This is a genomic window from Halotia branconii CENA392, from assembly GCF_029953635.1.
GTDB classification, from domain to species: Bacteria; Cyanobacteriota; Cyanobacteriia; order Cyanobacteriales; family Nostocaceae; genus Halotia; species Halotia branconii.
On sequence record NZ_CP124543.1, the window covers coordinates 1,430,739 to 1,447,251 of the forward strand.

At 40.7% G+C, this 16,513-nt stretch carries 9 protein-coding genes and 1 pseudogene; 5 read left to right on the plus strand and 5 right to left on the minus strand.

From position 1 onward, the window contains the following. Nucleotides 1–29 precede the first annotated feature (29 nt). Nucleotides 30–800, minus strand: a pseudogene (locus tag QI031_RS06460) (ATP-binding response regulator); the annotation flags it as partial. 86 nt (nucleotides 801–886) lie between these two features. Between QI031_RS06460 and QI031_RS06465 the strand changes: the two are divergent. Beyond that, on the plus strand, nucleotides 887–2,374 hold the full coding sequence (locus QI031_RS06465; RefSeq protein WP_281481118.1) for an IS1380 family transposase: 1,488 nt from the start codon (nucleotides 887–889) through the stop codon (nucleotides 2,372–2,374). A gap of 228 nt (nucleotides 2,375–2,602) precedes the next feature. Here the strand turns inward: QI031_RS06465 and QI031_RS06470 are convergent, their stop codons facing one another. Further along, on the minus strand, nucleotides 2,603–5,098 hold the full coding sequence (locus QI031_RS06470; RefSeq protein ID WP_281484372.1) for a PAS domain-containing protein: 2,496 nt from the start codon (nucleotides 5,096–5,098) through the stop codon (nucleotides 2,603–2,605). 382 nt (nucleotides 5,099–5,480) lie between these two features. Between QI031_RS06470 and QI031_RS06475 the strand changes: the two genes are divergently transcribed. From QI031_RS06475 to QI031_RS06490, 4 genes are all read left to right on the plus strand, one after another. Beyond that, a complete protein-coding gene (locus QI031_RS06475) occupies nucleotides 5,481–5,948 on the plus strand; it encodes an Hsp20/alpha crystallin family protein (protein WP_281484373.1) in 468 nt (155 codons plus the stop codon). 204 nt (nucleotides 5,949–6,152) lie between these two features. Beyond that, on the plus strand, nucleotides 6,153–8,033 hold the full coding sequence (gene dnaK, locus QI031_RS06480; RefSeq protein WP_281484374.1) for a molecular chaperone DnaK: 1,881 nt from the start codon (nucleotides 6,153–6,155) through the stop codon (nucleotides 8,031–8,033). 549 nt (nucleotides 8,034–8,582) lie between these two features. Then, nucleotides 8,583–8,828: a hypothetical protein gene (locus tag QI031_RS06485; RefSeq protein WP_281484375.1), complete on the plus strand. Its 246-nt coding sequence runs from the start codon at nucleotides 8,583–8,585 to the stop codon at nucleotides 8,826–8,828. Between the two features lie 11 nt (nucleotides 8,829–8,839). Then, nucleotides 8,840–9,859 carry a hypothetical protein gene (locus QI031_RS06490; RefSeq protein ID WP_281484376.1) on the plus strand — a complete coding sequence of 340 codons (1,020 nt, stop codon included), beginning with the start codon at nucleotides 8,840–8,842 and terminating at the stop codon, nucleotides 9,857–9,859. A gap of 605 nt (nucleotides 9,860–10,464) precedes the next feature. On the opposite strand, the gene QI031_RS06495 is transcribed toward QI031_RS06490, so the two are convergent. From QI031_RS06495 to QI031_RS06505, 3 genes are all read right to left on the minus strand, one after another. Beyond that, nucleotides 10,465–11,991: an adenylate/guanylate cyclase domain-containing protein gene (locus QI031_RS06495; RefSeq protein ID WP_281484377.1), complete on the minus strand. Its 1,527-nt coding sequence runs from the start codon at nucleotides 11,989–11,991 to the stop codon at nucleotides 10,465–10,467. 403 nt (nucleotides 11,992–12,394) lie between these two features. Beyond that, nucleotides 12,395–13,417, minus strand: coding sequence for a chemotaxis response regulator protein-glutamate methylesterase (gene cheB / locus QI031_RS06500; protein WP_281484378.1), 1,023 nt, complete (start codon nucleotides 13,415–13,417; stop codon nucleotides 12,395–12,397). Nucleotides 13,418–13,419: 2 nt separating this feature from the next. Further along, the gene (locus tag QI031_RS06505; RefSeq protein WP_281484379.1) at nucleotides 13,420–16,512 is read right to left on the minus strand and encodes a hybrid sensor histidine kinase/response regulator; all 3,093 of its coding nucleotides are present in this window, start codon (nucleotides 16,510–16,512) and stop codon (nucleotides 13,420–13,422) included. Nucleotide 16,513 lies beyond the last annotated feature (1 nt).

The following is a 16,513-nucleotide window of genomic DNA, read 5'->3' on the forward strand; positions in this document are numbered from 1 at the left end:
ACCCTGCCTCATGCCCAATGCCCCATGCCCTATTCCCTATGCCCAATAGGATGAAGCAATTGGACGATCGCCTGCATTAACATTTCTGGTTCAATCGGCTTGGGGATATGCATTTGAAATCCCGCAGCTAAAGCTTGTTGTTGATTTATTTCTCCAGCATAGGCAGTAAAGGCGATCGCTGGCAATGTTCCTCCTTGCTGATGTGACCACTTTCTAATTTGCCGAATCAAAGCATAACCATCCATTTCTGGCATACCAATATCACACAGTAATAGATCGGGGATAGACTGATTCAAAAGTACTAATGCTTGTACTGCCGAAGCGGCTGTCGTAACTTGTGCGCCAGCTTGTGTAAGGATGAATGCTGCCAACTCTCGCATATCTGCATCATCATCTACAACCAATATTCGTATACCTGTCAGATGTGTCACAGTTTCTAACTGGCTGTCATCAGAAAAAGGTTCTTGTTCAGTCAAGTTTAATGGTAGCCTGACGGTGAATATTGCTCCTAAATTCACTCCCGGACTGCTAACCTCTACAGTTCCTCCATGCAGTTCAGTGAAATGATGAACGATTGCTAATCCCAATCCCAGTCCGCCAAATTGTCGTGTTGTTGTGCCATCTTCTTGCCGGAAATATTCAAATACATAAGGCAAAAACTCTGGACTGATACCTTTACCTGTATCTTTGACTTGAATTTGAGCATACATGCCAACTTGCTTGAGTTGTACCTCAATTCGTCCTCCAGATGGTGTAAACTTCACGGCATTAGAAAGCAGGTTCCAGACAACTTGTTGTAAGCCCGAATTTCTCACAAAGAGATAAAAAAAGGGGGTCAAAAACTGCGAAAATGTATATAGGATAAGCATTTCAGCAGTTATAAAGCATGACCCCGACTTTCACAGATCGTACACCAAAACAATTCAAATTCTCCGGGGAAAAATCACACCCGATTGTAGTTAATTTTCAGGGTGGGACGGTAACATCGGATGCAGGATTAAGCTTAATTGCGGAAATAGACAGAAAATTAGAAATCACATCAAAATTTGCACAGTGTTTCCAAGATTACCGTCAACCAAATCGAGTTGACCATTCAATAGAGAGTTTAATTAAACAACGTATATACGGGTTGGTCATGGGATATGAAGACTTAAATGACCACGAGGAATTACGTCAAGACCCGATGTTTGCTCTAGCAGTGTTAAAAACAATGGGAATAGAGGATGAACCAACAATATTGGCAGGAAAAAGTACATTAAATCGGCTGGAACATTGTCCAGAAGATGTGGAACAAGGAGCAGACAGCCGTTACCATAAAATTGGGCATTGTCCATCAGAAATTGAAAGCTTATTTGTCAAAATATTTCTAGAATCTCACGCCAAAGAACCAAGGCAAATTATTTTGGATCTAGATGTAACCGATGATTTAGTACACGGTTCGCAGGAGCAAGTTTTCTTCAACACTTATTATGGAGGATACTGCTATGCTCCACTTTATATATTTTGTGGAAAACATCTATTAGCAGCCAAACTGCGCCCTTCTAATGTAGACCCAGCATTTGGGGCGTTATCAGAATTACAAAGAGTCATTAAACAAATACGTCAACAATGGAAGAATGTTGAGATTCTAGTACGTGGAGATAGTGCCTATTCTAGGGACGATATTATGACGTGGTGTGAATCACAGCCCGGTTTAGATTATGTTTTTGGATTAGCGCAAAATAGTCGTTTAATTGGGATGACTACGACGATTCAAAGTAGAGCCTCACTTGAGTTTGAGCAGAAATTATCAACAGCAGTTTCGTTTTTGGAAACAGTATTTAAACCAGATGAACAGCTTCCAAGGCTTGCTTGTGACTTGATTGATAACTCAATTTGGTATAAGTCATTAGACTATCAAACTCGTGAATCTTGGAGTCGTAGTCGTCGTGTTGTTTGTAAGGTTGAATATGGAGCAAAGGGGACTAATATTCGTTTTGTTGTAACAACTCTTGCTACCAATAAAGTACCACCTAGTCAACTATATAAACAAAAATATTGTCAGCGAGGGGAGATGGAAAATCGTTTTAAAGAACAACAACTAGAACTTTTTAGTGATAGAACAAGCACCCACACATTTCCAGGGAACCAATTACGTTTATGGTTTTCTTCTTTAGCTTACGTTTTGATGAATGCTTTGCGCCAAAAATGTTTAACTAAAACTGAATTACAAAATGCTACTGTTGGAACTATTCGTACCAAGTTATTGAAGTTAGGAGCTTTAATTACTGTAAATACACGCTGTATTTTAATTGCAATTACTAGTTCTTGCCCATACAAAAATATCTTTGCTACTGCTCATAGACGTTTAAGAATGCTGACTAATACTGCTTAATTTTAAGTTAAATTGCCTTTGACTTATTTCTAATCAGTTATACTTTGGGCTTAGGTTGATTCAAGATTCAAGTCTTGTTTTGTCATGCTTAATTTTATGAGCAGAGCATTTTAATTTTACTCCCCATAAAAAAATAGTGATTATTTTACCTTTATAAATGCGGTTTTATACTTAATTTATCTCTACACCTAAATTTTGATTGATGATGTATCAAAAAAATGCCTCACATCAGGTCATGTAAATTGATTTTTCACTACTTGTGAGAAATCCGGGTAAGCGGTTCATATCGCCTGAAACTGTTCCGGAAACTGGGTTGAGATGAGTCTGGATTTGAATGTTCTTAGCATCTGCTGCCAGTCGTACTGTTTCTAAGGCTGCTGCAATTGTTGCTGCTAAATTTACAGGAGCAACGTTTAACGTCATTTTTCCTTGCAAAATGCGTGAGACATCTAATAAGTCTTCAATTAATTGCGCTTGCAGTTTTACATTGCGTTCAATTGTTTCTAAAGCTAGGTCAGTTTTTGTCGCATCTAGGCGCTTACTTCGGAGCATTTTTGTCCAGCCTAGAATTGGATTGAGGGGCGATCGCAATTCATGAGATAGTACGGCTAAAAATTCGTCTTTAACTCGGTTGGCTGATTCGGCTTTGGTGCGATCGCGTTGCGCTACTCCATACAACTGGGCATTGTCGATTGCTAAAGAAGCGCGGCGAGCTAGTTCTTCTGCTAGTTGTAAATCAGTTGAGTCATATTGCCGCCCAGATTCGGCAGAAACAAAGGAAATTACACCTAAAATTCGTGCTTGGGTTTGTAGTGGCACTGTCATCACCGATTTAAACCCAACCTGTCGCAAAATTTCTAAATGTTCTGGATCACGGGCTGCTTGCACTAGCAATTCATCTGGAATATCTGGCAAGATATCAGATTTTCCTGTCCGCAATGTCAAGGCAGCACCGCGCACAGCATCCGGGTCAAGAGGATATTTATGGCTAATTTGTTGCGCCCATTGAAGTTTGGCAGGATCGGTGTGAGCGACAGTAATTTGTTCGATTGAACCGTCTGCTTCCACGATATGAACTGTACACCAATCCGCTAATTCCGGAACGATGAGCTGTGCTACTTGCTCTAAGGTGATTTGATAATCGAGGGAAGAGGCTAAAACTGCGCTTGCCTCTGACAGAAAGCGTTGCCCATGCTCTAACCGGACTCTTTGTGTCACGTCTAAGACATAGATTAAAACGTCTTCTACTTGCTGATTCAAGTTGATTGTTGGCAGATAGTAAACGTTGTAGTAACCAGGGGAGCGAGTACTGCGTCCAGGAACGTTGACAGCAAAGCAGGATGAAATAAACGGATTTCCTGTGGTGTAAATTTCGTCAAATACTGCGACTAATTTAGGATCGGATTGACCAAAAAGTTCTGGAATGGAATGCCATAAATGTTGTTCACGGGTTAGTCCGTTGATTTGAGCTAATGCTTCATTAATGGCAATAAATCGTTGCTCAGCATCTAACAGAGCAATTCCCACTGGTGAGGTTTCAAAAATGGTTGTCAATTGGCGTTGTGCGGCTTCTGCTTGAGTCCGGGCAATACTTTCTCGCTCTAGTAATTGTTCCCGTTCTTGTTCTACTTGCTTGCGTTCTGTAATATCAATCACAGCACCGATTGAATGTTGAGGATTCCTTTGAGAATCGTAAGTAAAATTTCCTCTCACTTCTACCCAGTGAATAGAACCATCCGACCAACGCAGACGATATTCATGGTGATATTCTTTTTTCTCAGCGATCGCTTGCTGAATTTTTGCCTTTGTTGTGGCTAAATCATCGGGATGCACTTGATCTGCCCAAAGCTTGTAACTGGGTTCGCACTCATTTACTTGCAGACCTAGAATTGTAAAGTGACCTTCTGACCAGAGGATTTTGCCTGTCTGCATATCCCAATTCCAGGTTCCCATACGGCCAACCTTCAAGGCCAGTTGCAAGCAAGCTTCACTTTCCCGTAGTGCTTCTCCTGCCTGCGATCGCTCTGCTTCAATTTGTTTACGCTCGGTGATGTCAACCGAAACCCCAATCATCCGGACTCCCCGCCCTGTTTGATCAAAATAGACTTGTCCCTGGCTTTGGAGCCAACGTACAATACCATTTGGGTCAATCACCCGATATTCTTGCATGTAGTACTGTTCGCCAGCGATCGCTTTTTGGGCTGCTTGTATCATTCGTTGCTGATCATCTGGATGAATAACGGCAACAAAGTCTTCTACCGTACCTATTTGCGCGCCCCAAACCAAGAGCGAATTGGGAGAATACACTACATGATTTGTGATTAAATCTATGTCCCAGGCAACCATTTGAGCAGAAGATAAAGCTAACTGCAAGCGTTCTTCTGTCTGCTGCAAATTTTCTAAGATCGTTGTTACTTGGCGCTCAGTTTCTTGGGTCACATTTTCTAGTAATGCTGACAATTCTTGTTTTTGGCGCTGCAAGGTGGCAATTTTTTGCTGCTGTTCAACAATTTGGGCTTTTAGTAAAGCGTTTTCAGCATTTGTCCCAACTTCGTTTCCCAGGCTACGGGCAATGCGTTCAATTAATTCCGAACGAGAAATACCTTGCTTTCGAGCTTCCTCATCGAGCGATCGCCATGCTGTATTGGTAAGAGATACGCTTACTCGTTGTTTTGTTTCTAAGTCCCAATTGTTGACAAACTTACCATTAGCATCGCGTTTCATGAATACTTACCCGTATACATACACGGTCATTTTTATTTAATCTAAATTATTTCTCATCAGGATCTGTCTTAAGAGTGAGGTTTTGATTCCCAAATTAAATCAAAGTTTTATGTTTATAGATAATTCTGCTTAAGTGCTTAATTTTTAGCCACTATTTTGTAACTAATTGTGAACTATAAATAGGGTACGGTTATTGCGATCATTTGTGACATAAAACCGAACATCCTAACATTTAATGTTGATCTAATGTGTTTATTAGGAAGCTTGAGATTAAGCTTGAAAAAATTGAATAGTTATTAAGTAAAGCTGACTGCTTTACTGCCAGCTAAGAAGCTTGAGATTGAGCCTCCTAGAACAAATAATGGATTTTAGAGGTGATATTATGGCACTAATTCGTTGGCAACCATTTCGAGATATCGAACGCTTAGAACCGTTCAATGAAGTTGACACTTTACAGCGGCAAATGAATCGTCTATTTGATAGATTAATGCCAACTGATGGAGAACAAAGGATGGGCTTTGCCTTTACTCCTGCCGCTGAACTCGAAGAAACCGAAGATGCGATTCACTTAAAACTAGAAGTACCTGGTTTAGAAAAACAAGACTTGAATATAGAAGCGACTCCCGAAGCAATTTCGATTAGTGGTGAGCGTAAGTCTGAAACCAAAACTGAAGAAAACGGTGTCACTCGTTCTGAGTTCCGTTATGGCAAATTTCAACGGGTAATTCCATTACCTTCACAAATTCAAAACGACAAAGTACAAGCTGAATATCAAAACGGTATTTTGCGCCTTACCCTACCAAAAGCGGAATCAGAAAAACACAAAACCGTAAAAATTAATCTTGGTTAATTAGGGACTAGGGGCTAGGGGCTAGGGGCTAGGGAAAAAGCAGGGGAGGCAGGGGAAGTAGAGGAAGACAAGAGGGGAAAAGGTTAAAGGGTAAAGGATGAAGAAACAAACTCTTTTCCCCTTACCCCTTTCCCTTTACCCTTCTTCATCTATGCCCAATGCCCAATGCCCCATGCCCTATTAAAAAAGAGGAAATTTACTTGTATGGCAAAAGTAGTTGGAATTGATTTAGGCACAACAAACTCCTGTGTTGCTGTCATGGAAGGAGGGCAACCATTAGTAATCGCCAATGCTGAGGGACAGCGCATCACTCCCTCTGTTGTGGCTTACACTAAAACAGGCGAACGCTTGGTTGGTCAAATTGCTAGACGACAAGCGGTGATGAACCCAGAAAACACCTTTTATTCTGTCAAACGCTTCATTGGGCGCAAATACGAAGAAATCACCCATGAAGCTACAGAAGTAACTTACAAAATCCTGCGGGATAGCAATGGTAATGTCAAACTCGACTGTCCCGCAGTTGGTAAACAATTTGCACCCGAAGAAATTTCTGCCCAAGTTCTGCGGAAGTTGGTTGATGATGCCAGCAAATATTTGGGAGAAACAGTCACTCAAGCAGTAATTACAGTTCCTGCTTACTTCAATGACTCTCAGCGGCAAGCTACTAAAGATGCGGGAAAAATTGCCGGTTTAGAAGTCCTCCGCATTATTAACGAGCCAACAGCGGCAGCTCTTGCCTACGGCCTAGATAAAAAGCAAAATGAAACTATCTTGGTTTTTGACCTTGGTGGTGGAACTTTTGATGTTTCTATTTTGGAAGTTGGTGATGGTGTTTTTGAAGTCAAAGCTACCAGTGGAGACACCCACTTAGGCGGTGACGATTTTGATAAGAAGATTGTAGATTGGTTGGCTGATGAATTTCAGCGTAACGAAGGTATTGACTTGCGTAAAGATAAGCAAGCTTTACAAAGACTGACTGAAGCAGCCGAGAAAGCCAAAATTGAACTTTCGAGTGCGACTCAGACCAATATTAATCTTCCTTTTATTACTGCTACTCAAGAAGGCCCAAAACATCTCGATACAACTCTGACACGAGGTAAATTTGAGGAGATGTGTGCAGATCTTTTTGATCGTTGCCGTAAACCAGTGCAACAAGCATTGCAAGACGCTAAATTGAGCAATGCGGAACTTGATGAGGTTGTATTAGTTGGTGGTTCGACTCGTATTCCTGCCGTTCAAGACTTAGTGCAGCGAATGACAGGTAAAAGCCCCAACCAAGGAGTTAATCCAGATGAAGTTGTAGCCGTTGGTGCTGCTATTCAAGCAGGTGTCCTGGCGGGTGAAGTCAAAGATATTCTACTCTTGGATGTTACGCCTTTGTCTTTGGGTGTGGAAACCTTGGGCGGTGTGATGACTAGAATTATTCCCCGTAACACCACCGTCCCTGTGAAAAAATCAGAAATTTTTTCCACAGCAGCAGATGGTCAAACAAATGTAGAAGTTCATGTTCTCCAAGGTGAACGGGAATTGTCTAAAGATAACAAGAGTTTAGGTAATTTTCGCCTGGATGGCATTCCCCCAGCGCCCAGAGGTGTACCACAAATTGAAGTTACCTTTGACATTGATGCTAATGGTATTCTTTCAGTTACCGCCAAAGATAAGGCTACAAATAAGCAACAGTCGATTTCGATTACAGGTGCTTCCACTCTCGATAAACGAGACGTAGAGCGCATGGTGCAGGATGCAGAAGCTCATGCCCAAGAAGATCGAGAACGTCGTGAAAAAATTGATACCAAGAACTTGGCAGATTCTTTGGTCTATCAAGCAGAGAAACAATTAAGAGACTTGGGTGATAAAGTGAGTGCAAGCGATCGCTCTCGTGTTGAAGGATTGGTACAGAATTTACGAGAGGCAATTAATCAAGATAACTTTGAGCAAATTAAGTCTCTCACCAATGAGTTACAGCAAGCCTTGATGCAAGTAGGTAGCGCTGTCTATGCCCAAGCAGCAAGCCCAACAGATGGCGCACAACCAAGCAGTGGCAGTGAAGATGTGATTGATGCTGATTTTGTGGAAAATAAGTAATGTTGGGTATGGGGCATGGGGCATGGGAAAGAAGGGGTAAGTGGGAAAGGGGAAGGGTAAAGGATTGGTTTTTTCATCCTTTACCCTTTAACCTTTTCCCCTCTTGTCTTCCTCTGCTTCCCCTGCCTATCCTGTTTTCTTGTCTCCCTGTCTTTTTTACATATCAGCTATGCAAACCGTCTCTCATGAATGGGAGGCAGTTTCATCCAATCTCGTTATCAAAAATCAAAATTTTAAAGTACAACATAAACATTCTTGCCAGTTTGTCATAAATTTTTGTAGAAATGATTGAGAACAAACTGATATCTACTTTGGGAATTTAACAGCCTAGAGATTATAGAGAAAATAGCAATGAGATGTCGATAATGAATCATTAGCCTAGAGAATAGACAAGAAACTACTTCTAAAACTATCCTCATGGATAATATGCGTCTGACACTTTGCACCAAATCACTAGTTTGAATAAAACTTATAACTAAACACACACTGATATATTTTCATTTGCTTGAATAGGTATATTGATAAGATTAAGATTCACCATTCTTGACTATGGCTAGTAAGTTAATTGATGTTAGGGAATATACTGTTAGGGCGCATAAACGAGAAATTCATACTCGTGTTTTCAACTTCGTCTGTAAGCAGTGCAACGAGACTACAAAACGTGAGACCTATGGGCCTCGTCCGTTATATTGTGAGAGATGCCGACCTCCCCAACCGCCTAAAAAGTCCCAACAGTCATCTAAAAAAGCCAAGCCTAGACCAATGACTTATACCAGTGATACCAACTTGGGTTAATTTGAAGCTTTATGAATCATCAATTGCAATTAGAGCCTCCTCCTCAAGCCTTTTTCTCTCCATTATTAGAATTAAGAGACCACTATGCTGGTCTTGTAGAAAAGTATGAACAATTGTATACACAGGCGCGATCGCATCTCAATCATGTAGAAGCTTTGTTATCTAATTGGTCTGCTGACTTGGATGTTAACGGGAAGCTGTCAACAATTGATGTGAATCATCATCAATTATCTCTGCCTGATAGCATTGCTCGCTCTGGCATTGACTCTGTAAACTCTATCTCGTCGGAATCTGATAATTTAGATAATTTGCAGATAGATGAGTCTTCTAGTGTGGTTGCAGATACCAACAAGCCTCAAATGTCAATTACATCTCCAACTATAGATATATCCCCAGAGAGTAAAGAAAACTCAATCAAAGGAGTTGACATACCGATGCTTCCCCAACATAATCCTTTATCTCGGATGGAAGCCATCAAAAAGCTATTAGAAGAACATTCGGGTACTGTATGTCATATTGATTTCATCGTGCGATCGCTTTATGGTGATTTAGAGCAACCTGTCTTCAGAGTAGTCAAAGGTAGAGTCCAATCCTCATTGACTCAGGGCAGGGAAAGGAATGCGTGGTCAGCTATTCCTGACGAGCCTGGTTGTTACACTTTGGATTTAAGTTTAGTCAAGTCTAATCGGACTCATAATGGTCATTCTCAAGCCAACAAAAACAAAAAGAAGAAACCTATCGTACTTCCGCAGACAAATGTAGTTCCGATGTTGAAAGAGTTTGAGGGTCAGTTTTTAATAGATGCCCTTTCGTCTTTCTTTGAGCAAAATCCAGGGAAAATTTTTACTGTCGCCGAAATTATCGCTGGGCTTTACGGAGAACTAGATGCTGAGGAAGTTAGAGAGATTAAAAGCAAGGTGTTAAATGAGTTATCACGAGGTCATAGAACAGGAAGATTTTCTAGGGTTCCTGAACAAATCGGACTTTATACCTGGGACTCCAATCTAAAACTAGAGTCCAGGTCAGTTTGAATTAGAGGCGTTGGAAAGCAGGAGCAGGGTTAAGAGGTTTATTTATTTTTTACAAGCCCCTTCGGGGCGGGAACATAACATAATTCTTTCCCCCTGGTTACTGAGTTTCGACTGCGCGGCAGTTGAGCGAAGTCGAAACTCAACTACCGCGTAGTCGAAGTATGCCCCCTGCACTTGTTAAGCTCATCCCACCCCTGGAAGGGGCGGGATTTTGTGTCATCCCTCTTTTGTTACTTTTGGGAAAGAATAATCCCTAAACCTTGTTCTTTGGTAATTTCTCAACAATTAAACTTAAATGAGAAAACTAGAATGCGATCGCTCAATTGATGATTTTGTTTAAGGTTCAGGTTGGGGGCAGTATTTTTCTCTCCCTATAGTGATTAAAGAGGGATTATCCCTCTTTTGTTACTTTTGGGAAAGAATAATCCCTAAACCTTGTTCTTTGGTAATTTCTCAACAATTAAACTTAAATGAGAAAACTAGAATGCGATCGCTCAATTGATGATTTTGTTTAAGGTTCAGGTTGGGGGCAGTATTTTTCTCTCCCTATAGTGATTAAAGAGGGATTATCCCCCTGTTGCCCGTTTTCTGTTCCCTGTTCCCTTTCATTTCTCAGTAAAACGCCAAACACCATCCCATTCTTCCAGAGTTTTATCTTCTAGTAAAAAATAATTTATTCTACTCAGGTATAAACCAGCAGTTTTATCAGCAGAATTTATACTTAAAACTTTTTCAAAATAAACTTTTGCCTGTTCAAAATTACCTTGACGATAATTATCTAAAGCTTGCTCAAAATCAGGCTGAGACTTGAGCTTTAAATATTTGATTTCATCAATTTCTGCATCGAGTATTTCATAAACAGAAATAGGTTCGTTTCGTCCTTTAACGACTGCTCGGTCTAAAAAACGAATTTGATATTTTCCAGAATTACTTAAATGCTCCAATGTCTGCTCAGAAATGAGTAAAGAGACTCCATAAAATTTTGTTAAGCCTTCTAACCTAGCTGTTAAATTAACATTATCTGAAAAAGCATCTCCCTGCATCCGATTTTCTTCACCTACCATACCTAGCATCATGTGGCCAACATGAATACCAATACCAACTTGTAGAGGTAAGTAACCTTTTTCTACACGTTGCTTGTTATATTCATAAACCTGTTTTTGTTTAGCAACACCAGCAGCTACTGCATCATCAGCGCCATCAGGAAAAACTGCCATCATTCCATCACCCAAAAATTTGACGATAATACCGTAGTGAGAGCGAATTTCTGGACTGACGCGCTTGAGATAGGCATTGACAAAGTTAAAATTTTCTTGAGGTGTCATGTTTTCAGAGATTGTTGTGAAAGAGCGAATGTCACTAAACATTACTGCCATAACTTTGCTAACATGATCGCCTAATTGCACATCTGTAATCGTTTCTTTGCGTAAAAAGCGTAAATATTCGTGAGGAACGAATCGTCCGTAAGCTTGAAGAAGAGATTCTAATCGGGTATTAGCAGTTGTTAATTCTTTCTCTCGTGCTTTAACGATTCTCACCATATTAGTAAAAACTCTAGCCAATTGTCCTAGTTCGTCGCTGCGTTTGGCAACTTCAGCTAGAGTTTCTGGTTGAAAAACATCGCGTTCCACTTCATAAGCAGCAGAGGTGACTCTATCTACTTCTTCAATATATGCTGCTTGACGCATAATTTCAGCTTTGAAGAGAGCTTCAGCTTCCTGTCGTTTGAGAAAGTTTATATAAGCTTTAGAATGATAGCGAATGCGAGCAATTAGTTCAATATTATTAGGCAACTTTACTAGATAGTCATTTGCCCCTAATTCAAATGCTTTTGCTTTGATAATGGGTTCTTCTTTACTAGATAGAACGATGAGCGGAATATGACAGGTAGGTGAATTTTGAGAGCGAAGATATTTTACTAAGAGTAATCCTTCCATTTGTGGCATTACCAAGTCTTGCAAAATCACAGTGGGATTGCAATCTTTAGCTACTTTTAAAGCGAGTGTGGGATCACTGCAATAATGAAATACAATGTCTTGTTCGGTAGCTAGCATTCGAGAAATAGCTTCGCCGATTATAGATTGGTCATCAATTAGTAAAACAATTATTTTTTCATCTATTGTAGATGTCATATAAGTTAGGGGTTTCCAATAAATAAATTATTTAAGAAGGCGAACCACAAAGGCGCAGAGGTCACGGAGAAAGAAGAAGAAATAAGTAGGTTGATGTCAATAATTATGCAGGGGGCAGGGGGCAGAGGGGCAGGGGGCAGGGAGCAGGGGTAGAAAGAGTTTGAGCCTTCTTTATTTTTATTCACATACAGGACTCCTATTTGATTAAGGAACACGATTCAGTACATATCTATCCCTTCTTAACTATTCCCTGTTTCCTGTTTCCTGTTCCCTACCTACACAAATAAATTCACCGAATCAAACCGGATTACTATAGTTTGATTTTATTTCACCGACTTACTTATGATATTTTTGAATGTTTTTTAATTGAGAAGTTACTTACATATCAAAGATGAAGAGAAATTTAATTTTTTTTAAGCAAGGTCGTAGCAATATTATCTAGTGGCAATACTTCTATACCAGTATTTAGCTCGACGGCTGCCTTAGGCATACCATATACTACACAGCTTGTTTTGTCTTGAGCGATTGTATGCCAACCTCTTAGTTGTAAAGTACTCAATCCTTCAGCGCCGTCTCGTCCCATACCCGTGAGCAAAATAGCTGTTCCTTGATGTTTCCAGTGTTGAGATAGACTTTTGAAAAATACATCAACCGATGGCCGGTAAGGATAATCAATTGGGTCTTTAGTGTAACCCAGAGTTAAGTCTGGTTTTAAATATAGGTGATCGTTAGTACCAGCAACTAAAACTGTTCCTTTTTGAAAGCGATCGCCTGCAACGGCCAATCTCACCGATAATAAAGTTTGTTGATTTAACCATTCCACAAAACCAGTCGAAAACTGAGCATCAACGTGTTGGATAATAGCGATCGCCCCAGGAAAATTAGCTGGTAACTTCGACAAAATAGTTGCCAAAGCTTTCGGCCCACCGGTTGACGATCCGATAGCTACTAAAGGAACCTTCAAAGATAAATCGCTTTGTCGTTCATAATTCAAGGATGAACTAGGTAATTTTGTCTTGGTGCTAATGGGAGATTTTTGCAACATTTTGCCAATTCGAGCGATTTTAGTTAACAACTGACTTTCGTCTGCTTGAACTGCACCAGCTATCACAGGTGTATTCACCGCATCCAATGCGCCATAACCCATCGCTTCATACACCTTGGCTACATTCTGTTCAGTATTAGCTGTGACTATAACAATGGCACAGGGAGAATTTTGCATAATCTGCTTAGTGGCTTCTGCCCCATCCATCACAGGCATTAACAAATCCATTAAGATTAAATCAGGTGTATCCTGAGCGCATTTGGCAACGGCTTCTGCGCCATTATGGGCAACCCAAATTACTTGATATTCAGAGTGTGTCTGCAATACTCGTCGTAGTGCTGCAACTGCAATTGTTAAATCGTTAACGATCGCGATTCTCATAATTAACGACCAATTAAATCGACTACGGCATCAATCAGCGTTGAATCATGAAAACTACTTTTTGTCAAGTAGTAATCAGCACCAGCTTCCAAGCCCTGAATGCGGTCTTCGGGGCGATCGCGATAAGAAACAATAATCACAGGCAGCGAATGCAAGCGCGGATGACTTCTGATCTGCCGTACCAATTCGATACCATTCATCCGCGGCATATCAATATCGCTAACTACTAAATCGTAGTGGTTGGTACGCACAGCATTCCATGCCTCCATTCCATTAACAGCAATATCTACGTTATAACCACGATTTTCTAACAGCTTGCGCTCCATTTCCCGCACCGTAATTGAATCGTCTACCACCAAAACTTTTTGACGCTGATCTAAAATTACTGTTGTCTGTAGCCCCACTTTATTTAATTGTCCGATATTGAGAATGGCATCTATTGTCCTGACCATATCTGAGACATCTACAATTAAAATAGGCGAACCATCCCCTAATAAAGATGTCGCACTAATATCTCGGACTTTACATAAACGGGAGTCAAGAGGTCTGACGACCAAATCACGTTCGCCTAGAAACTTGTCTACCACCAATCCGTAAATACTAGCGTGGTCACTAATTATTACCACTGAAAGCGAGTCAGAGGCATCTAGAGATTTCGGTAATTCTAATACTTGATGAGCAGCGATTAAACCTATATTTTGTTGATTCATTGCAAAATATTGACGATTTTCCACCTCTGCAATTTCAGCTTTATCGACTGTGACAATTTGCTCAATTCTGGCTAAAGGAATAGCATAGGTTTTGCCAGAGATTTCGACTAACAGCGTTCGCACCACCGACAGCGTTAGCGGTAGTTGGAAGTGAAAACTAGTTCCTTTTCCAGCTTGGGATACAGCACGTACAGTTCCTCCTACCTCCTGTGCCATACTTTTGGCAATATCCAATCCTACACCCCGTCCAGAAATTTCTGTCACTTGCTTGGCTGTAGAAAATCCCGGTAAAAATAAAAACTCCATCAATTCAGTATCTGTCAATTGAGCAGCTATTTCTGAATTTGCGAGATTTTTGTGAACAATTTTTTGACGTAAGTTTTCTGAATTAATACCTCGTCCATCATCGGATACAGTAATTGCTAGCATTCCTCCCCGATGAAATGCCTCTAAGCGGATTGTGCCTTCTGCCAATTTTCCGGCTGCTATTCGTTCTTGGGGCAACTCAATTCCGTGGTCAGTAGCATTTCGCAAAATGTGTGTTAAGGGTGCTTCCAATTTCTTGAGAATGTCCCTGTCTACAGATGTTGCTTTGCCGACAATTTCTAAGTTAACTTTCTTGTTTAACTTACGTGCTAAATCACGAATCATTCGGGGAAAACCTTGGATACCGTCTGCAAACGGACGCATATTAGAAGTAATGACTTCTCGGTAAAGGCGGTCAGATAAATTTGCAGTCCGTTGAGCGTATAATTCTAATTCATTGAGGCGATCGCTCAATAAAGTCAGGCATTCTTGTTCTTTGTGTCTGGCTTCATCTAAATACTGTTTTCCCACTTGTTCATAATTGCCCCGTTCTAGAGTATCCTGTAACTTTTCTAAAGTTCTTGATAACTCTACCAAGCGCCATTTTAAAGACATCATTGAGTCTGCGTGGGGTTGCAACCAGTTAGCTTCGATTAAAGATTCCCCTGCTAAACCCATAATCCGGTTCAAGTTTTCTGCACTCACTCGCACTACCCGATCTTGTGCTAGGGTTTGTTCGGATGCAGATGTTGCTGATGATGGCAGACTCCTATCTTGGGAAGAAAGAGATTGTGACTCTACACCTGGATGATTAGCAAACTCTATTGGTGAGGGAGACTGATTTAGAGATGATATAGATGATTCTAAAGAAGTAAGTTTGTTTGAACTTGGTGTTGGAGATACAGATATTTCTGTTTTTGCCTCTTGCTTCCTCACCTCTTGTGCTGGCTGCGGATTCAAAATCGCAGCGACTGCCGATTGCGTCCTCATAAAAGCTATATTTTGGTTGGTCAACCAATTGGGCAACTCTGCATTACTAACTTGGCTGATACCTTGTAATAAATCTGCTCCTTCTAGGAGAATATCAACATGGTCAGAATTTAGCGTAATTTTTTGATTTTGGGCGGCAACAAAGCAATCTTCCATCACATGAGCTAAGTTGACTACTGCATCCAGGGCAACAATCCTAGCAGATCCTTTGATTGAATGAGCTGCGCGCATTAAGGTTTCTAATGCTTGGGCAGATTTTAGATTATTTTCTAATGCCAATAACCCCTCGTTCATCAGGTTAACCTGCGTCTCCAGTTCTAAGCGAAATAAATCCATCATGGAACTGTCATCGCTGCCTATGGTAGTTAAATTTGCGGATGCAACTACAGCGATTGGAATAATTTCTGGAGATAATGTACTTTGTGTTTCTTCCCCAAGATGCAACGGCAGATCGATTTGAGAGTTTTCTGGTTCTTGAATATCATTAATAAATGATTGATAAGAGGCAGGGGGCGGGGAAAAAGGTACAAACCTTGCCCCCGAACTTTGCTCAACGGGGGAAACTCCCGCACGCAAGTTCTCTTTTTGTGGGTGGTTTCTCTCCCTGCTCCCTGCTCCCTGGTTACTGAGCGCAGTCGAAGTATGCTCCCCTGCTTTTTCACTCTCTGGTTTTTGGAAAGACACATTAGTTGTTTTAGAGGTCAAAAAGATTGAGATAGCTTTTTGAGTTGTTGAGAGTTCCCAAGCATGTTCTGACATCCAACGTTCAATTTCTACTTCTGATGCTTTACCAATACTCAAGAGCAAAGAGCAGCCATGAAGTAAAAGATCAATTTGTTCGTCACCAAAAGTAACAGTACTGTTTTGGGCGGCAATAAAACACTCCTTAATAATTTGTGCTAACTCAGCAGCTACTTCTCGTTCGACTAATTTGGAACTTCCCCAAATAGAATGTACTGCTTGAGTTGCTTGTTCTAAGTCAGTTAGAGAAGATGGTTGTGTTCTCAGTGCAGTTAAAGATTCTTTGAGGATAGATACCTGAGTCTCGATTTCCTGGCCAAATAAATCTAATAAAGTGTAATCATTCATT